The organism is Cellulomonas fimi, from assembly GCF_028583725.1.
Classification (GTDB): domain Bacteria; phylum Actinomycetota; class Actinomycetes; order Actinomycetales; family Cellulomonadaceae; genus Cellulomonas; species Cellulomonas fimi_B.
The window spans coordinates 1986911-2005254 of record NZ_CP110680.1 but is presented as its reverse complement, the minus strand read 5'-3'; the positions used below and the strand labels follow the sequence as shown (position 1 = coordinate 2005254).

The 18344-nt window shown below is 74.4% G+C and carries 16 protein-coding genes; 11 read left to right on the top strand and 5 right to left on the bottom strand.

The window, feature by feature from the left end; all coding sequences use genetic code 11:
- Positions 1–41: 41 nt before the first annotated feature.
- From OOT42_RS09185 to OOT42_RS09165, 5 genes are all read left to right on the top strand, one after another.
- On the top strand, positions 42–557 hold the full coding sequence (locus OOT42_RS09185) for a LuxR C-terminal-related transcriptional regulator (protein WP_273654558.1): 516 nt from the start codon (positions 42–44) through the stop codon (positions 555–557).
- A gap of 121 nt (positions 558–678) precedes the next feature.
- A complete protein-coding gene (locus OOT42_RS09180; protein ID WP_273654557.1) occupies positions 679–1995 on the top strand; it encodes a ribonuclease D in 1317 nt (438 codons plus the stop codon).
- A gap of 142 nt (positions 1996–2137) precedes the next feature.
- Complete coding sequence (locus OOT42_RS09175; protein ID WP_273654556.1) at positions 2138–3379, top strand: thiolase family protein; 1242 nt, start codon at positions 2138–2140, stop codon at positions 3377–3379.
- Positions 3376–5508, top strand: coding sequence for a 3-hydroxyacyl-CoA dehydrogenase NAD-binding domain-containing protein (locus tag OOT42_RS09170; RefSeq protein WP_273654555.1), 2133 nt, complete (start codon positions 3376–3378; stop codon positions 5506–5508). The genes OOT42_RS09175 and OOT42_RS09170 overlap by 4 nt, the downstream gene beginning before the upstream one ends.
- Before the next feature lie 116 nt (positions 5509–5624).
- Positions 5625–6290: a maleylpyruvate isomerase N-terminal domain-containing protein gene (locus OOT42_RS09165; RefSeq protein ID WP_273654554.1), complete on the top strand. Its 666-nt coding sequence runs from the start codon at positions 5625–5627 to the stop codon at positions 6288–6290.
- 25 nt (positions 6291–6315) lie between these two features.
- Here the strand turns inward: OOT42_RS09165 and OOT42_RS09160 are convergent, their stop codons facing one another.
- From OOT42_RS09160 to dxs, 4 genes are all read right to left on the bottom strand, one after another.
- Positions 6316–6981: an AIM24 family protein gene (locus OOT42_RS09160; protein WP_273654553.1), complete on the bottom strand. Its 666-nt coding sequence runs from the start codon at positions 6979–6981 to the stop codon at positions 6316–6318.
- A 66-nt stretch (positions 6982–7047) separates the two neighbouring features.
- Positions 7048–7938 (bottom strand): pyruvate formate-lyase-activating protein, encoded by an 891-nt coding sequence (pflA, locus tag OOT42_RS09155; RefSeq protein WP_273654552.1) that lies wholly within the window; start codon positions 7936–7938, stop codon positions 7048–7050.
- Between the two features lie 54 nt (positions 7939–7992).
- Positions 7993–10266 (bottom strand): formate C-acetyltransferase, encoded by a 2274-nt coding sequence (pflB, locus tag OOT42_RS09150; protein ID WP_273654551.1) that lies wholly within the window; start codon positions 10264–10266, stop codon positions 7993–7995.
- A 102-nt stretch (positions 10267–10368) separates the two neighbouring features.
- Positions 10369–12267 carry a 1-deoxy-D-xylulose-5-phosphate synthase gene (dxs, locus tag OOT42_RS09145; RefSeq protein ID WP_273654550.1) on the bottom strand — a complete coding sequence of 633 codons (1899 nt, stop codon included), beginning with the start codon at positions 12265–12267 and terminating at the stop codon, positions 10369–10371.
- A 243-nt stretch (positions 12268–12510) separates the two neighbouring features.
- On the opposite strand from dxs, the gene OOT42_RS09140 reads away from it, so the two are divergent.
- The 3 genes from OOT42_RS09140 to OOT42_RS09130 are packed head-to-tail and all read left to right on the top strand — an operon-like array spanning position 12511 to position 15343.
- Entirely contained in the window at positions 12511–13965 is a 1455-nt protein-coding gene (locus OOT42_RS09140; RefSeq protein WP_273654549.1) for a GuaB1 family IMP dehydrogenase-related protein, read from the top strand.
- A gap of 5 nt (positions 13966–13970) precedes the next feature.
- On the top strand, positions 13971–14660 hold the full coding sequence (locus OOT42_RS09135) for a type 1 glutamine amidotransferase (protein ID WP_273654548.1): 690 nt from the start codon (positions 13971–13973) through the stop codon (positions 14658–14660).
- A complete protein-coding gene (locus OOT42_RS09130) occupies positions 14657–15343 on the top strand; it encodes an NUDIX hydrolase (RefSeq protein ID WP_273654547.1) in 687 nt (228 codons plus the stop codon). Before OOT42_RS09135 ends, OOT42_RS09130 begins: the two co-directional genes overlap by 4 nt.
- A 37-nt stretch (positions 15344–15380) precedes the next feature.
- On the opposite strand, the gene OOT42_RS09125 is transcribed toward OOT42_RS09130, so the two are convergent.
- A complete protein-coding gene (locus tag OOT42_RS09125; protein ID WP_273654546.1) occupies positions 15381–15827 on the bottom strand; it encodes a hypothetical protein in 447 nt (148 codons plus the stop codon).
- A gap of 205 nt (positions 15828–16032) precedes the next feature.
- Here OOT42_RS09125 and OOT42_RS09120 point away from each other — a divergent pair, with 205 nt between their 5' ends.
- From OOT42_RS09120 to OOT42_RS09110, 3 genes are read left to right on the top strand one after another with little or no spacing between them, the layout of a single operon-like run.
- Entirely contained in the window at positions 16033–16914 is an 882-nt protein-coding gene (locus tag OOT42_RS09120) for an aminoglycoside phosphotransferase family protein (RefSeq protein ID WP_273654545.1), read from the top strand.
- Positions 16915–16951: 37 nt separating this feature from the next.
- Complete coding sequence (locus OOT42_RS09115; RefSeq protein WP_273654544.1) at positions 16952–17848, top strand: arginase family protein; 897 nt, start codon at positions 16952–16954, stop codon at positions 17846–17848.
- Between the two features lie 31 nt (positions 17849–17879).
- Positions 17880–18308: a DUF1801 domain-containing protein gene (locus OOT42_RS09110; protein WP_273654543.1), complete on the top strand. Its 429-nt coding sequence runs from the start codon at positions 17880–17882 to the stop codon at positions 18306–18308.
- Positions 18309–18344 lie beyond the last annotated feature (36 nt).

Sequence of the window (18344 nt, the reverse complement as noted above, 5' to 3'; positions counted from 1 at the left end):
GTTCACTCAAGTGGACCCCTGGCGCGTCCGATGAGAGGGACGTGAGCATCGAGCCCCTCCGCCGCGACGTCGCCCCGCTCCGCCGGGTCGCCGTCCGGACGACCGTGCCGACGACCCGACGCCCGGCGACGCCGCCGCAGCAGATGTGCGTCGTCGTGTCGGAGATCGCCGACGGCGACGGTGTGGCGCTCGTGCAGAACCTGCGCCGCCGCGGAGCCCCGCGGGTCGTGGTCCTCACGCGTCGTGCGAGCCGCACGGAGCTCTCGGTGCTGCTGCAGGGCGGCCTGCGCGGAGCGGTCGCGGGGCAGACCGCGTCGAGCGTGCCGCGCCAGCCGGCGCCGGCTCCGGCGCCCCCGACGCTGCCCGAGCTCACGGCACGCGAGGTCAGCGTCCTGCGCCTGGTCGCGGACGGTCGCTCGAACCGCCTCATCGGTGAGGAGCTCGGCCTGTCCGCGCTCACCGTGAAGAGCCACCTGGCGCGCATCTCCCGCAAGCTCGGCACGGGTGACCGCGCGGAGCTCGTCGCGATCTCGATCCGCGGCGGCGTCCTCGACTGACCCCCGCACGGGTCCGGCGCACTCCCCCCGCCGCCGGCCCGGCGCGGGCGCGCGAGTGACGTGCGGCGCACCACGGCCCGCCTGCGCGGACGCGCCTGCGCCGTCGCATACGGTGGACCACATGCACTCCGAGGTGTCCGACGACCTCCCCACCACGGGGGGCGACACCGCCCACCCGCACGGCGACCTGCCCGCCCCGACCGCCACCGACGACGTCGTCGTCGTCGAGCCGACGGTCGTCCCGCTCACCGAGCCCGCCGACGGCGTCCCGCACGTGGTCGAGACCCCCGAGGAGCTCGCGCGCGTCGTCGCGGCGTTCGGGGCCGGCACCGGTCCGGTCGCGGTCGACGCCGAACGCGCGTCGGGCTACCGCTACGGACAGCGGACCTACCTCGTCCAGCTCCGCCGCGAGGGTGCGGGCACCGCGCTGATCGACCCGATCGCCCTGCCCGACCTGTCGGCACTGTCCGACGCCCTGGTGGGTGTCGAGTGGGTGCTGCACGCCGCGTCGCAGGACCTTCCGGGGCTCGTCGAGCAGGGGATGCGTCCGACGCGCATCTTCGACACCGAGCTCGGCGCTCGCCTGCTGGGCATGGAACGCGTGGGGCTGGCCGCGGTCGTCGCGGACGCGCTCGGGCTGGGGCTCGCGAAGGAGCACTCGGCGGTCGACTGGTCGACACGGCCGCTGCCCCCCGAGTGGCTGCGGTACGCCGCGCTCGACGTCGAGGTCCTCGTCGAGCTGCGCACCGTGCTGGCCGAGCGGCTCGCCGTCGCCGGCAAGGCCGAGTGGGCCGCACAGGAGTTCGAGGCCGTCCGCACCGCCCCGCCGCCGCCCCCGCGCGTCGAGCCGTGGCGCCGTGTGTCGGGCCTGCACCAGATCCGCGACGCGCGCCGGCTGGCCGTCGTCCGGGAGCTGTGGCAGACGCGCGACCAGAACGCCCGCCAGCGCGACATCTCCCCCGGGAGGGTGCTGCCGGACGCCGCGATCGTCGCGGCCGCGCAGGCGCTGCCGCGCTCGGTGCCGCAGCTCACGGCGCTGCCCGCGTTCTCGGGCAAGGGCACCCGGCGCCGCGCGACGCTGTGGCAGCAGGCGATCGACCGCGGTCTCGCGCTCCCCGACTCCGAGCTGCCCTCGGTCCGGGGCCCGAAGAGCGACGCTCCTCCGCCGCCGCGCGCCTGGGCGGACAAGGACCCCGCGGCCGCCGCACGGCTCGCCGCGGCGCGTGACGTCGTGGCGGACCTGTCCGCGACGCACGCCGTGCCGGCCGAGAACCTGCTGCAGCCCGACCTGCTGCGCCGCCTGTGCTGGGCGCCGCCGCGGTCGCTCGAGGCGGCGTCGATCGCGGAGGCGCTCACGGCCGGTGGCGCCCGGGCCTGGCAGGTCGAGCTGCTGGCGGACCGGCTCGCCGCGGCGTTCGCGGCGCTGCCGACGGACTGAGGACCGCCACCAGGCGCGGTGTTACTCTTCGGTAACTTCGGCTGACGTAGGACCTAGGTCCCGGTAGCGTCGGCCCCAGCGGTCCCGTCCCGGCGGGACCCGCACCCGTGACCGGACACCGTCGTCCACGCCTGGAGGCCCGATGCCGACCGCATCCGCCCGACCGCCCGTCGCCCGCCGCGTCGTCTTCGTCGACGGGGTCCGCACCCCGTTCGGCCGCGCGCGCAAGGACGGGCTCTACGCCCACACCCGCGCCGACGACCTCGTCGTCAAGACCGTGCGCGAGCTCCTGCGCCGCCACCCCGAGCTGCCGGCCGAGCGCGTCGACGAGGTCGCGATCGCCGCGACCACCCAGCAGGGCGACCAGGGCCTGACCCTGGGCCGCACCGTCGGCGTCCTCGCCGGACTCCCCCGCACCGTGCCCGGCTACGCGGTCGACCGCATGTGCGCGGGCGCGATGACCGCCGTGACCAACGTCGCCGCGACCATCGGCATCGGGGCGCAGGACGTCGCGATCGCCGGCGGCGTCGAGCACATGGGCCACCACCCCATGGGCTTCGACGCCGACCCCAACCCGCGGTTCCTGTCCGAGAAGCTCGTCGCGCCCGACGCCCTCAACATGGGCGTGACCGCCGAGAACCTGCACGACCGGTTCCCGCAGCTCACGCGCGACCGCGCCGACGCGTACGGCGCCGCGAGCCAGGCCAAGTACGCCGCCGCGCTCGCCGCCGGGCAGATCGACCCGGACCTCGTGCCCGTCGCGCTGCGCGACCCCGAGCGCGGCTGGGGCCTGGCGACCGCCGACGAGCCGCCGCGACCCGGCACGACCGTCGAGGGCATCGCCGCGCTGCCGACGCCGTTCCGCCCGGGCGGCCGCGTCACCGCCGGCACGTCCGCACCCCTCACCGACGGTGCCGCGTCGTGCCTGCTCGCCGCGGAGGACACCGCCGCCGACCTCGGCCTCACCCCGCGCATGCGGCTCGTCTCGTTCGCGTACGCGGGCGTCGAGCCCGAGATCATGGGCGTCGGTCCGGTGCCGGCCACGCGCAAGGCGCTCGACCGGGCGGGCCTCACGATCGACGACATCGGCCTGTTCGAGATCAACGAGGCGTTCGCGGTGCAGGTGCTCGCGTTCCTCGACGCGTTCGGGATCGCCGACGACGACCCGCGCGTCAACCCGTACGGCGGCGCGATCGCCGTCGGCCACCCGCTCGCGTCGTCGGGCGTGCGGCTCATGACGCAGCTCGCGCGCCAGTTCGAGGAGCACCCCGAGGTCCGGTACGGCCTCACGACGATGTGCGTCGGCCTCGGCCAGGGCGGCACCGTCGTCTGGGAGAACCCCCACCACCCCGAGTACGTCGCGACCGACGGAGGCCAGCAGTGAGCACGACCCCCGACGCCCCGCAGCCCCGCGCCGAGCGCGTCTCGCACGCCCTCGTCCGGGACGTGAGCCTGCCCGGCGGTGCCGGCACGCTCGCGCTCGTCACGATCGACAACGGCCTCGACCACACCAAGCCGACGACGCTCGGCCCGCTCGGCATCGCCGAGCTGACCGCGGCCCTCACGACCGTCCGCGAGCGCGTCCGTGCGGGCGAGGTGCAGGCCGTCGCCGTCACGGGCAAGCCGTACTTCCTGGCGGCCGGCGCCGACCTCACGCAGGTCACGACCGTGACCGACCGCGACACGGCGCTCGAGCTCGGCCGGGGCGGTCATGCCGCGTACGGGCTGCTGCACGACATGGGCGTCCCGACGTTCGCGTTCGTCAACGGCGTCGCGCTCGGTGGCGGCCTCGAGCTCGCGCTGAACTGCGACTACCGCACGGTGGCGTCCGACGTGCGCGCGCTCGCGCTTCCCGAGACGGGCCTCGGGCTCGTCCCCGGCTGGGGCGGGGCGTACATCGTGCCCCGCCTGGTCGGCGTCGAGAAGGCGCTCGACGTCATCCTCACGCGACCCGCTGCCAACAAGCCGTTCGCGGCCGGTGAGGCGGCGCAGATCGGGCTCGTCGACGTCGTGCTCGACCCGGCCGACTTCCTCGAGGAGTCGGTCCGGTGGGCGGCGCGCGTGCTGTCGGGCGAGGTCGTCGTCGAGCGTCGCCCGCTCGACCCCGAGCCGCTGTGGGACGGCGTCGTCGCGGCGGCCCGCCAGCGGCTCGACGCCGTCGTGCACGGCTCGCGGCCCGCGCCGTACCGCGCGCTCGACCTCGTCGCCGCCGCGCGGACGGCCAGCCGCGAGGAGGCGTTCGCCGCCGAGGACGACGCGCTCGCCGACCTCATCATGAGCGACGAGATGCGGGCGTGCGTGTACGCGTTCGGCCTGGTCTCGGGCGGCAAGAAGCCCGTCGGCGCACCCGACGCGTCGCTCGCGCAGCCCGTCACGCGCGTCGGCATCGTCGGCGCGGGGCTCATGGCCGCGCAGATCGCGCTGCTGTTCTCGCAGCGGCTCGGCGTGCCGGTCGTCATGCGCGACCTGGACGACGAGCGCGTCGAGAAGGGTCTCGCGGCCGTCCGCAGCACCGTCGAGCGTCTCGTGTCGACCGGGCGGATGAGCGAGTCGGCGGGTGCGCGCGCCCTCGGTGCGATCACCGGCACGACCGACCTGCACGACCTCGCGTCGTGCGACCTCGTGATCGAGGCGGTCACCGAGATCCTCGACCTCAAGAAGCGGGTGTTCGCCGAGCTCGAGGGCGTCGTCGCACCGACGACGATCCTCGCGACCAACACGTCGGCGCTGTCCGTGAGCGCCATGGCGGCCGACCTGCAGCACCCCGAGCGGGTGGTCGGGCTGCACTTCTTCAACCCCGTGGCCGCGATGCCGCTGGTCGAGGTCGTGCAGGCCGAGCACACGTCCGCCGAGGCGCTCGCCACCGGGTTCGCGGTCGTCACGAAGCTCCGCAAGACCGCGGTGCTCGTCGCCGACCGGCCCGGCTTCGTCGTCAACCGACTGCTCGTGCTGCTGCTCGGCGTGATCGTCGACGCGGTCGAGCACGGTACGCCCGTCGAGGTCGCCGACCGCGCGCTGCGGCCGCTCGGCCTGCCGATGCCGCCGTTCGAGCTGTTCGACCTCGTCGGGCCGGCGGTCGGCCTGCACGTGCTGACGTCGCTGCGCGAGGACCTGGGCGACCGGTTCCCGCGCTCGCCGGGCCTCGAGAAGCTCGTCGCGGACGGCACGCGCGTCGTGCTCGACGCACCGGCCAAGGGCCTCCCGAAGCCCGTGAACCCGGCGATCCAGGCGGTCTTCGACGAGGCGCGCGAGATCGAGCCGGCCGCGTCGCCGCTCGACGAGATCGGCGTGCTCGACGCCGTCCTCACGGCGCTCACCGTCGAGGTCGGGCACATGCTCGACGAGGGCGTCGTGGCCACGCCGCAGCAGATCGACCTGTGCATGATCCTCGGCGCCGGCTGGGGGTTCCACCTCGGCGGCATCACGCCGTACCTGGACCGCACCGGCTACAGCGAGAAGGTCCTCGGCCGCCGGCTCCTGCCCGACGGCGTGGCGAACGTCCCGACGCGCTGACGTCCCCGAGGCCCGCGACCGGCTGCTCGTCCCCGACAGCCGGTCGCGGGCCTCCGTCGTGCCCGGACCGGGACGCGCGTTGCACCAGGTCGGCGGCGTGCGCGAGGGTGGGCGACGTGCCGATCACGCTGCCGCCCCTGACCTTCGCCGGTGACCTCGACCGGACCGCCCTCGTTCCCGCGACCCGCCTGCTCGTGGACCTCGTCGCGCGGCCCGAGGTCGCCGCCGCGTGGGACGACGAGTCGTCGTGCGCCGGCATGAGCGTCGGCGCGCTCGCGCGGCACCTCGTCGTCCAGCCGCTGCGGGTGGTCGAGGTGCTCACCGGCCCGGCGGCGGACGTCGAGCCGATCACCGTCGACGAGCACTACGCGCGCGCCGCGTGGATCCAGCAGGACCTCGACGGGCCGGCGAACGTCGGCGTGCGCACGCGCTCCGAGGAGGAGGCGGCGGTCGGCCCCGAGGCGCTGTCCACCGAGGCCGGGGAGATCCTGGGACGCCTCGACGGCGTCCTCGCGGCCGCGCCCGAGGTCGTCCTGCTGCCCTGGACGGGTGCCGCGCTCGCGACCGACGACTTCCTCGTCACGCGGCTCATGGAGATCGTCGTGCACAGCGACGACCTGGCGTCCAGCGTCGGGCTGCCGACGCCGCAGTTCGACGCCGCGACGGTCGTGCCCGTCGTGCGCCTGCTGTCCGACCTCGCGCTGCGCCGGCACGGCCAGGACGCACTGGTCCGGACGCTGTCCCGCCCGCAGCGCGCGCCCGGCACGATCGCGGCGTTCTGACGCCCCGCCGCGCCCCGGCGGGGCGTCAGCCGTTCTGCTGCACGATCCGCGGGCCCTCGCTGGCCTGCACGATGACGAACCCCTGCCCGGAGAACGCGATCTGCAGCGCCTCGCCCGACCCGCGTCCCACGAGCGCTCCCGCCGACATCGACGACTTCGCCGCGGTCTGCAGGGTGGACGACCACGCGATCGCGGACTGCGCGTCGGCGAAGGTGGGCTGGTCGACGTTCAGGATCACGGGCGGGCCGAACGACGTGATCGCGAGCTGGCCGACCCCGGTGAACACGGTGTTGAACAGCCCACCGGCCATCATCGAGGCACCCTCGACACGGCGGATGTCCCACTGCAACGAGGTGTCGAACGCGAGCACGTTGCGCCCGCTGACGGTGATCGAGTCGCCCTCCAGCGTGACGACGTGCACCTCGGACGCGTCGTCGGCGAGGAACAGGTCGCCGCGCCCGGTCACCTTCATGAGCGGGACACCCTCGCCCGTGAAGGCCTTCTTGAGGAACTTCTGCACGCCACCGGACCCCTGGTGGGCGAAGCTCATGTCGCCCTGGTAGGCGACCATCGACCCCTGCCGTGCGAACACCTCGCCGTCGAGGTGCACGCGCAGCATCTTGTCGTTCTGGAGCGCGAACCGGTCGGTGGTCGCGGCCTCGAGGCTGGTGCCGAACATCGCGCTGCGCACGGGGGTCTCCTCACGGCTCGGGAGTGGTCCCGCCAGCCTGCCAGAGCCCGCCCGGGGCCGCCCCGGTCAGAAGGTGGTGAGACCGCGGGCGCGGAACTGGTCGCGCACGCGCTCGACGAGCTCGGGCGACGGCGGCTCGACGTCGTCGAGCTCGTACCTCATGCCGAGCTCGGCCCACTTGTCGCGGCCCATCTGGTGGAACGGCAGGACCTCGACGCGCTCGACGCACTCGCCCAGCGACGCGACGTAGTCGGCGACGGCGTCGACGTTCTCGACCGCGTCGGTGAGGCCCGGGACGAGGACGAACCGGATCCAGGTCCGGGTGCCACGGTCGGCGAGCCGGCGGCCGAACGCCAGGGTCGGAGCCAGGTCCTGACCGGTGACCTTGCGGTAGGTCTCGGGGATGCCCGACTTCACGTCGAGCAGGACGAGGTCGACGTCGTTCAGCATCGCGTCCGACAGGTGCGTGCCGAGGAAGCCGGACGTGTCGATCGCGGTGTGCACGTCCATCGCCTTCGCGCCGCGCAGCAGGCGGCGCACGAACGCGGGCTGCATGAGCGGCTCACCGCCCGAGATCGTGAGGCCGCCGCCGGTCGCCTTCATGACGCCGCGGTAGCGCTGCACGCGCTTGAGCAGGTCGTCGGCGGCGACGTCGGTGCCGCGGCGCATCTCCATCGTGTCGGGGTTGTGGCAGTACAGGCACCGCAGCGGGCACCCGGCGAGGAAGACCGTGAGGCGCGTCCCGGGACCGTCGACCGCCGTGACGAGCTCCCACGAGTGCACGGACCCGACGTCACCGGCCCGCACCGCGGCGAGCCGCGCGGACCGCTCGGCCTCGACCTCGGTGAGACCGGCGGTCCCGGCACCGTGGGCCCGCTCGTGCGACCCGCCGACCAGCGGCGCGCCGAGCGCCACCACGGGGGCGCCGGTGCTCCGCTGCTCGGTCTGGGTCGTCATCGTCGTGCTCCTCGGTGCCGGGACTGCTACGGGTGCGTGCGGGTGCGGCGTCGGTCAGACCGCGCCGTGGAACGTCCGGGACAGGACGTCGAGCTGCTGCTCGCGGGTCAGCCGCACGAAGTTCACGGCGTAGCCCGAGACGCGGATGGTGAGCTGCGGGTAGTTCTCCGGGTGCTCCATCGCGTCGAGCAAGGTCTCGCGGTTCAGGACGTTGACGTTCATGTGGTAGCCGTTCGACAGCGTGTACGCGTCGAGCAGACCGACCAGGTTCGTCACCTGCTCCTCACGCGTGCGGCCGAGGCCCGAGGGCACGACCGACGACGTGAGCGAGATGCCGTCCTGCGACTGCGAGTAGGGCAGCTTCGCGACGGACAGCGCCGAGGCGAGCATGCCGTGCGAGTCGCGCCCGTTCATCGGGTTGGCACCCGGGGCGAACGGCTCGCCCGCGCGGCGGCCGTCGGGGGTCGAGCCGGTGGCCTTGCCGTAGACGACGTTCGACGTGATCGTCAGGACGGACTGCGTGTGCAGCGCCTTCCGGTACGTCGGGTACTGCCGGATCTTCTCCATGAACGTGTTGACGATCCACACCGCGATGTCGTCGGCGCGGTCGTCGTCGTTGCCGTACGTCGGGAAGTCGCCGTCGATCGCGTACTCGGTGACGAGGCCGTCCGTCGTGCGCAGCGCCGTGACCTTGGCGTACTTGATCGCGGACAGCGAGTCGGCGACGACCGACAGGCCGGCGATGCCGCAGGCCAGGGTCCGCAGGATCTCGCGGTCGTGCAGCGCCATCTCGATGCGCTCGTACGCGTACTTGTCGTGCATGTAGTGCACGCAGTTGAGCGCGTCGACGTAGGTCTGGGCCAGCCAGTCCATCGTCTTGTCGAACTTCGCCATGACGTCGTCGTAGTCGAGCACGTCGCCCTCGACGGGCGCGGTGACCGGCGCGACCTGCTTGCCGGAGACCTCGTCGCGGCCGCCGTTGATCGCGTAGAGCAGCGCCTTCGCGAGGTTCACGCGAGCACCAAAGAACTGCATCTGCTTGCCGACGCGCATCGGGGACACGCAGCACGCGATGGCCGCGTCGTCGCCCCAGTCGTTGCGGATGAGCTCGTCGGACTCGTACTGCACGGCGCTCGTGTCGATCGACACCTGCGCGCAGTACGCCTTGAACCCGGCCGGGAGGCTGTCGCTCCAGAACACGGTCATGTTCGGCTCGGGCGCCGGGCCCAGGTTGTAGAGCGTCTGCAGGTAGCGGAACGACGTCTTCGTGACGAGCGTGCGCCCGTCCTCGCCCATGCCGCCGATCGACTCGGTCACCCAGGTGGGGTCGCCCGAGAAGAGCGCGTCGTACTCGGGGGTGCGCAGGAAGCGCACGATCCGCAGCTTCACGACGAAGTCGTCGATGATCTCCTGCGCCTGCTCCTCCGTGAGGATGCCGGCCTCGAGGTCGCGCTGCAGGTAGATGTCGAGGAAGGTCGACGTCCGGCCGAGCGACATCGCGGCGCCGTTCTGCTCCTTCACGGCGGCGAGGTACGCGAAGTACAGCCACTGCACGGCCTCGCGGCCGGTCGTCGCCGGGCCGGAGATGTCGTACCCGTAGGACGCGGCCATCTGCTTGAGCTCGTTGAGCGCGCGGATCTGCTCCGCGTTCTCCTCGCGGTCGCGGATGACGTCCTCGACGGAGCGCTCCATGTCGAGCTCGGCACGCTCGAGCTTCTTGGCGGCGATGAGCGCGTCGACGCCGTACAGGGCGACGCGGCGGTAGTCGCCGATGATCCGGCCGCGGCCGTAGGCGTCGGGCAGGCCCGTGATGATGTGGGACGAGCGCGCGGCGCGCACGGCCGGCGGGTAGACGTCGAAGACGCCGTCGTTGTGCGTCTTGCGGTACTTGCTGAAGATCTCGGAGACGATCGGGTCGGGCTCGTAGCCGTAGGTCTCGAGCGACTTCTCGACCATCCGGTAGCCGCCGTTGGGCATGATCGCGCGCTTGAGCGGGGCGTCGGTCTGGAGGCCGACGATGATCTCGTCGTCCTTCGCGATGTAGCCGGGGGCGTGCGACGTGATCGTGGACGGGGTCTTCGCGTCGACGTCGTAGACGCCCTTCTCGCGCTCGGCCGGGAACATCGCGCTCAGGCGGTCCCAGATGCGCGTCGTGCGGGCGGTCGGGCCCGCGAGGAACGCGCTGTCACCCTCGTAGGGCGTGTAGTTGCGCTGGATGAAGTCCCGCACGTCGACATGGTCGGCCCAGGGGCCGATGACGAAGCCGGTCCACGCGGCCGGGGTGGTGGCCTCGTCGTGGGCGGTGGCGGGGACTGCGGTGGTGGACATCTTCGCTCCTCCGTGCGGGTCGATAACTCGAACCTATGGAGCAAGTGATGGGATGTCTTGGGACCTTCGCCCCGGCCCCCGCGAGGGCCGCTGTGACGTGCGCTACTGCCCCGGTCCGGGCACCCGGCCGAGGGCCGTGAGCACGTCCCGCGCGACGTCGTTCGGCCCCAGCCGCAGCTCGCCGACGAGCTGGTCGCGCGACGCGTGGTCGAGGAACCGGCGCGGGATGCCGACCGCCTGCACGGGCGTGTGCACGCCGACGTCGGTGCAGCGCTGCCCGAGCAGCGCGCCGATCCCACCGTCCACGAGCCCGTCCTCGACCGTCACGACGTGGTCGTGCTCGCCCGCGAGCTTGGTCAGCGCGGTCGGCACCGGCAGCACCCAGCGCGGGTCGACGACGGTCACGCGCAGGCCGTGCGCCGCGAGCAGCTCGCCCGTCGCGACGGCGGTCGCCGCCATCGCCCCGACGCCGACGACGAGCACGGACCGCGCCTCGGCGTCCGCACCGTCGTGGCGCGCGAGCACGTCGATCCCGTCGACGTCGTCGACCGCGGGCAGCGGGTCGCCCATCGCACCCTTGGGGTAGCGGACGACCGTGGGGGCGTCGTCGACGTCGACGGCCGTGCGCAGCGCGTCGCGCAGCGTGGGCTCGTCGCGCGGAGCCGCGAGGCGCAGGCCGGGCACGATGCCGAGCATCGCCATGTCCCACATGCCGTTGTGGCTCGCGCCGTCGTCGCCCGTCAGGCCCGCCCGGTCGAGCACGAACGTCACGCCGGCCTTGTGCAGCGCGACGTCCATGAGCACCTGGTCGAACGCGCGGTTGAGGAACGTCGCGTAGACCGCGACGACCGGGTGCAGCCCGCCGTAGGCCATCCCGGCGGCCGACGTCGCCGCGTGCTGCTCGGCGATGCCCACGTCGAACACGCGGTCGGGGAACTCCGCGGCGAACGGCGCGAGCCCGACCGGCTGGAGCATCGCCGCGGTGATCGCCACGACGTCCTTGCGGCGGCGGCCGATGCGCACGATCTCGTCGGCGAACACGCTCGTCCAGCCGAACCGCGACGGAGCGAGCGGCAGACCCGTCTCCGGGTGGATCTGGCCGACCGCGTGGAACCGGTCGGCGACGTCCTGCTCGGCCGGCGTGTACCCGCGGCCCTTCTCGGTGATGACGTGCACGATCACGGGCCCGCCGAACGCCTTGGCGCGGCGCAGCGCGTGCTCGACGGCCTGCTCGTCGTGCCCGTCGACCGGCCCGACGTACTTGAGCCCGAGGTCCTCGAACATCCCCTGCGGCGCGACGACGTCCTTGATGCCCTTCTTCAGGCCGTGCAGCGCGTCGTACGCGAACCGCCCGGGCGGGCCGGACCGGCGGAGCGTCTGCTTGCCCCACGACAGGACGTTCTCGTAGCCCTGTGTCGTGCGCAGCGTGTCGAGGTGACGGGCGAGGCCGCCGATCGTCGGCGCGTAGGACCGGCCGTTGTCGTTGACGACGACCACGAGGCGACGGTCCTGGCCGGCGGCGATGTTGTTGAGCGCCTCCCAGGCCATGCCGCCGGTGAGCGCGCCGTCGCCGATGACCGCGACGACGTGCCGCTGCCCGCGGCCCTGGAGCTGGTTGGCCTTGGCGATCCCGTCGGCCCACGACAGCGCGGTCGACGCGTGCGAGTTCTCGACGACGTCGTGCTCCGACTCCGTGCGGCTCGGGTAGCCCGAGAGCCCACCACGACGGCGCAGCTGCGAGAAGTCCGTGCGGCCCGTCAGCAGCTTGTGCACGTACGCCTGGTGACCGGTGTCGAACACCATCGTGTCGCGCGGCGAGTCGAAGACGCGGTGCAGCGCGATGGTCAGCTCGACGACGCCGAGGTTCGGGCCCAGGTGGCCGCCCGTCCGCGACACCGACTCGACGAGGAACGTGCGGATCTCGTCCGCGAGCCGCGCGACCTGCGTGCGGGTCAGGCGGCGCACGTCCGCGGGTGACGTGATCGACTCCAGCAGTGCCATGAGGCAGCCTCTCCTCCCGGTGCGGCGACGATGCCGCACGCTGCGGACGCCGAAGGCTTCGCCTGCACACTCTAGGTCCCGCGGGGTGGTCCCCGCCGTCCGGGCCGGTCAGGGGCGTGGTCGGTACCGTGGAGGCGCGGTGAAGATCCCGCGCGACGACGCCGCAGGTCCCGGCCCGCCCCACGGTCCCGCCGAGGCCGCGCGCACCCCACCCGGTACCATCGATCGGAAAGGGGAACTCCCATGCGCTTCCTGCCCGGCCAGACTCCGGCCTCCGACCTCACCTACGGCGACGTCTTCCTCGTCCCGTCGCGTTCCGAGGTCATCTCCCGCTTCGACGTCGACCTCACGCCCGTCGACGGCACCGGCACCACCGTCCCCGTCGTCGTCGCCAACATGACGGCCGTCGCGGGCCGCCGGATGGCCGAGACGGTCGCCCGCCGCGGCGGCATCGCGGTCATCCCGCAGGACATCCCGACCGACGTGGTCGCGGACGTCGTGTCCTCGGTGAAGGCGCGGCACACAGTCGTCGAGAGCGCGGTCGTCGTCTCGCCGCACGACACCGTGCACACCGCCCTCACGCTCATCGGCAAGCGGTCGCACGGCGCGGCGGTCGTCGTGCGGGACGGCCGCCCGGTCGGCGTCGTGACCGAGGCCGACTGCCAGGGCGTCGACCGGTTCACGCAGGTCGAGGACGTCATGTCCCCGCACCCGACGACGGTCGACCTGTCCGTCGTCGAGCAGGGCGGCACGCGCGGCCTGGAGGCCGCGTTCGAGCAGCTGCACGGCTCGCGCCGCCGCTTCTCCCCCGTCGTCCGCGACGGCGTCCTCGTCGGTGTGCTCACGCAGGTCGGCGCGCTGCGCTCGTCGATCTACGCGCCCGCGACCGACGCCGAGGGGCGTCTGCGCGTCGGCGCCGCCGTCGGCATCAACGGCGACGTCAAGGCGAAGACGGCCGAGCTGCTCGAGGCGGGCGTCGACGTGCTCGTCGTCGACACCGCGCACGGCCACCAGCGCAAGATGCTCGAGGCGCTCGGCGCCGTGCGCTCGCTCGACCCGCAGGTGCCGGTCGTCGCGGGCAACGTCGTGACCGCCCAGGGCACGCGCGACCTGATCGAGGCCGGCGCCGACATCGTCAAGGTCGGCGTCGGGCCGGGCGCCATGTGCACGACGCGCATGATGACCGCGGTCGGCCGCCCGCAGTTCTCGGCCGTGCTGGAGTGCGCCGCCGAGGCCCGCCGGCTCGGCCGGCACGTGTGGGCGGACGGCGGCGTGCGGCACCCGCGCGACGTCGCGCTCGCGCTGGCAGCCGGTGCGTCGCAGGTCATGATCGGCTCCTGGTTCGCCGGGACGCACGAGTCGCCCGGCGACCTGCACGAGGACGGCGAGGGCCGCCTGTACAAGGAGAGCTTCGGCATGGCGTCGGCGCGTGCCGTCGCCGCACGCACGCGGGGCGGTTCGGCGTTCGAGCGGGCCCGCAAGGCGCTCTACGAGGAGGGCATCTCGTCCTCGCGCATGTACCTCGACCCGCGCCGTCCCGGTGTGGAGGACCTGCTCGACCACGTCACCGCGGGCGTCCGCTCAGCCGCGACGTACGTCGGCGCGACCTCGCTCGAGGAGCTCTTCGACCGCGCGACGGTCGGCATCCAGTCCGCGGCGGGCTACGAGGAGGGCCGCCCGCTGCCCGACGGCTGGTGACCGGCGTGCGCCCCGTCCTGGTCCTCACGCACGTCCCGCACGAGGGTCCGGGGCTGATCGCGGCCGGGATCGACGGACCGTTGCGGATCCGCACCGTGCTGCACGACGCCGAGCCGCGGCTGCCCGCGCTCGACGAGGTGTCCGGCGTCGTCGTCATGGGCGGGCCGATGGACGCCGACGACGAGCGCTTCCCTGGCCTGGTCGTCGAGCGGCGCCTGCTCGCCGACGCGGTGGACGCCGACGTGCCCGTGCTCGGCGTGTGCCTCGGCATGCAGGTCCTCGCGCTCGCCCTCGGGTCACGGCTGCACCTGCGGCACGGCACGGAGATCGGGTTCGCCCCCGTCGACGTCGTCGCCGAGGACCTCGTGCTGGGCGCGCTCGGCGACCGGCCGACCGTGCTGCACTGGCACTCCGACGCCGTCGACCTGCCCGCGGGCGCGACGCTGCTCGCGTCGACGCCGACCACCCCGGTGCAGGCGTTCCGCGCGGGCAGCGCGCTCGGGCTGCAGTTCCACCCCGAGGTCACCGCGTCGATGCTCGACCTGTGGCTCGGCACGCCCGACATGACGGCGGCGCTCGACCCGGACGAGGTCGACGCGGTCCGCGCGGGCGGTGCCCGGCACCTGCCGACGCTCGTGCCCGCCGCCGAGAAGGCGTTCGCCGCGTTCGGGGAGCTCGTCCGGACGCGCGGATGACGTCGGCCCCCGCGACCCCCGCCGGCGCCCGGGCCGAGCTGCTGGACCTGTGCGCACGCGGGCTGGACTGGCGGGTCGACCCGACGCGCGTGCTGCGCGACGTGTCGGCCGCCCGCCCCGCGGCGGTGCTCGTGCTGTTCGGCGTGCTCGACGCCGCGACCGCCGACGCGGACCGGCCGGCCGTCGCGGGCGACCTCGACGTGCTGCTGCAGCGTCGGGCCGCGACCCTGGGCCATCACGCCGGCCAGGTCGCGTTCCCGGGTGGTCGGACCGAGCCCGACGACGACTCCCCCGCCGCAGCCGCGGTCCGCGAGGCCGTCGAGGAGACCGGGCTCGACCCGACCGGCGTCGAGGTGCTCGGCGAGCTGCCGCCGCTCGCCGTTCCCGTGAGCAACCACGTGGTGACGCCCGTGCCGGCCTGGTGGACGCGGCCGTCGGAGGTGGCTGCCGTCGACCACGGCGAGACGGTCGACGTCTTCCGCGTGCCGGTCGCGGACCTGCTCGACCCGACGCACCGCGCGAGCGTCGTGCACGAGCGCTTCGGGGCCCGCGTGCGCACGCCCGCGTTCGTCGTCGACGACCTCGTCGTGTGGGGCTTCACGGGCATCGTGCTGAGCCGCATGTTCGACGCGCTCGGCTGGGCCGTGCCGTGGGACGTGCGGCGCGAGGTCCGGCCGCACTGACGCCCGTCCGGCGGGTTCGCGCCCGGCGTCGGCCCGGTCAGGCCGTCGCGACCTCGTCGAACGCGACGACGCCGAGGTCGCCGGCCTCGCAGAACGTCCCGAACGCGTGGGCGTACGAGTCGGGGTTCTCCCAGTCCGGCAGTGCGGCGGCGTCGACCAGGAGGCCCTCGCCCACGAGGCGGTCGCCGTCGAGCGCCCGGAACGAGCGGGCGAGCACCACGCCCTCGCCGTCGTGCTCGAAGCCGTCCGGCCAGACGACCCAGCGACGTGAGCCGTCGTCGAGCTCGAGCGTGAAGCAGCCGTTCACCTCGACCCGCAGGACGCCCTCGACCTCGGTCCGCTCGCCCGGGACGCCCCCGACGGCCGTCTGCGTCGGCATCCCGAAGCCGGCCTGGCTGTCGGCTCCGCACGCGGCGACGACGAGGACCACCACCGCGGTCCCGGCGGTCCGCACGACGCCGGTCCGCACGGCCCCGGTCCGCACGGCCCCGGTCCGCACGGCCCCGGTCCGCACGGCCCCGGTCCGCACGGCCCCGGTCCGCGCCTCGCCCGTCCGCACCCGCATCCTCCCGCCGGCCCGGGACGCCCCGACGCGTCCGTCGTCCGCACCGTAGCCTGGCGGACCGTCGCCGCGCGGGCGTTCGCGGTACCACCGGCCCGGACGAGCGGCCCAGCGCGAGAGGAGCACCGTGACCCACCCCGTGCCCGAGATCGACGTCGACGAGACGCTGGTGCGCGGCCTGCTGCGCGCGCAGCATCCCGACCTCGCCGACCTCCCGCTCACGCCCGCCGGGACCGGCTGGGACAACGTCCTGTGGCGTCTCGGCGACGACCTCGCGCTGCGCTTCCCCGTCCGGTCCGTCTCCGCGCCGCTCGTGGCGCACGAGCAGCGGTGGCTGCCGGTCCTCGCACCGCGGCTGCCCGTCGCGACGCCCGTGCCGGTGCGCGTCGGTGTGCCCGGCGACGGTTACCCGTGGGCGTGGAGCGTCGTGCCGTGGTTCCACGCGGAGCCGGCGTGGCGCGCGCCCGTCGCCGACCGCACGGCGTGGGTCGCGGACCTCGCGGACGTGTTCGTGGCGCTGCACCGGCCGGCCCCTGCCGACGCGCCCGTCAACCCGTTCCGCGGCGTACCGCTGTCCCCCGACGCGACGGTGCTGCGCGACCGGCTGGACCGGATCGCGCTCCCCGAGGCCGACCGCGTGCTCGAGCGGCGTGCCGAGCTCGCGGCGGCGCCGGCGTGGGACGGGCCCGCGCTGTGGCTGCACGGCGACCCGCACCCCGCGAACCTGCTCGTGCGAGACGGCCGGCTGCACGCGCTCATCGACTTCGGCGACGTCACCTCGGGTGATCCGGCCTCGGACCTCGCGACCGCGTGGCTCACGTTCGACGCCGACGGCCGGGGCGCGTTCCGCGACCGTCTCGACGCCGCGTGCGGCTGGGACGACGCCATGTGGCGGCGGGCGCACGCGTGGGCGTTGCACTTCGCGGTGATCCTGCTGCAGCACCCGGTCGACCACCCGCACCTGGCGCAGGTCGGACGCCGTGCGCTGGAGGAGGCCCTCGCCGTCTGACGGGTCCGTGTCGGGCCCCGTCCGTACGGTGGCGGGCATGACGCCCGTGCCGCTCGGACTCCTCGGTGTGCCGTCCAGCGCCGCCGCCCACGCGCCGGGACTCGAGCGCGCACCCGCAGCGCTGCGGGCCGCCGGGCTCGTCGCCGCGCTCTCGGCCGCCGGGCGCGACGTCGTCGACCACGGCGACACCCCGGTGGCCCGGTGGCGGCACGACCCGCCGACGACCACCGTGCCGCACGACGTCGACCGCGTCGCCGCAGGGCTGCAGGAGGCGCGCGCGGCCGTGCTGGGGGTGCTCGCCGCGGGCCACGCGCCGCTCGTCGTCGGCGGTGAGTGCACCGTGACCCTCGCGGTGCTGGCGGCCGCGGCCGACGCGGGCCGCGACCTCGGGCTGGTGTACGTGGACGGCGGCCAGGACCTGCACCTGCCGACCGACCATGCCGACGAGCCGATCGCCGACTCCATGGGCGTGGCGCACGCGCTCGACCTGCCGGGCGCGCACGACGCGCTCGCCGGCCTGGGCCCGCGTCGCCCGCTGCTGGCCGCGGACCGGCTCGCGTTCGTCGGGTACGCCGACGAGGAGGAGGACGTGCACGGGCTCGTCCCCGCGACGCGTCTGCCCGCCTCCCGCGTCGTGGCAGCTCCGGAGGCGGTTGCGGCCGCGGCCACGCACGTGTCGGGGCCGGACGGCTTCCTCGTGCACCTCGACGTCGACGTGCTGGACTTCTTCGCGCTCCCCGTGGCCGACGTCCCGACGTACGGCCGCGGCCTCACCCCGCCGGTCCTGGCCCGGCTGCTCGCGGCGCTCGTCCGCGCCGACGGCTTCGCGGGCCTCGTGGTCGTCGAGGCCAACCCCGACCGCGACGACGAGGCGGGCACGCACCTGCGCGCGCTCGTCGCCCTGGTCGCCGGCGCGTTCGCCGTCGACCCGTGACCCGACCGCGACGCGCGGCGATACTGGGCCGATGGCCGACCAGCCGAAGACCGTCCCCACCGACGCCGACGTCCGGGCGTTCGTCGACGCCGTCGAGCACCCCGTACGACGCCGCGACGCCGAGCGGCTGCTCGCGCTGTACGGCCGCGTGACGGGCGAGGAACCCCGCATGTGGGGCCCGTCGATCGTCGGCTACGGCCGGTACCACTACCGGTACGCGTCGGGTCGCGAGGGTGACGCGAGCGCCGCCGGGTTCTCGCCGCGCCGCTCGTCGACGACCGTCTACCTCGCCGACGGCTTCGACGCGCACGCGGACCTGCTGGCGCGCCTGGGCCCGCACACCACGAGCGTGAGCTGCCTCTACCTCAAGGACCTCGACGAGGTCGACCTGACGGTCCTCGAGGAGCTCCTGCGCCGCTCGTGGGCCGTCACGACCGCGCCCGGCTTCGGGCAGGTGTAGGCGCGTCCTCGGACGACGACGGGCCGCCTCCCAGGG

Coding starts and splice junctions, on each gene's coding strand:
- OOT42_RS09180 (WP_273654557.1), top strand. CDS start 679: ATGCACTCCGAGGTGTCCGACGACCTCCCCACCACGGGGGGCGACACC.
- OOT42_RS09175 (WP_273654556.1), top strand. CDS start 2,138: ATGCCGACCGCATCCGCCCGACCGCCCGTCGCCCGCCGCGTCGTCTTC.
- pflA (WP_273654552.1), bottom strand. CDS start 7,938: ATGACGACCCAGACCGAGCAGCGGAGCACCGGCGCCCCCGTGGTGGCG.
- pflB (WP_273654551.1), bottom strand. CDS start 10,266: ATGTCCACCACCGCAGTCCCCGCCACCGCCCACGACGAGGCCACCACC.
- dxs (WP_273654550.1), bottom strand. CDS start 12,267: ATGGCACTGCTGGAGTCGATCACGTCACCCGCGGACGTGCGCCGCCTG.
- OOT42_RS09140 (WP_273654549.1), top strand. CDS start 12,511: ATGCGCTTCCTGCCCGGCCAGACTCCGGCCTCCGACCTCACCTACGGC.
- OOT42_RS09130 (WP_273654547.1), top strand. CDS start 14,657: ATGACGTCGGCCCCCGCGACCCCCGCCGGCGCCCGGGCCGAGCTGCTG.
- OOT42_RS09115 (WP_273654544.1), top strand. CDS start 16,952: ATGACGCCCGTGCCGCTCGGACTCCTCGGTGTGCCGTCCAGCGCCGCC.
- OOT42_RS09110 (WP_273654543.1), top strand. CDS start 17,880: ATGGCCGACCAGCCGAAGACCGTCCCCACCGACGCCGACGTCCGGGCG.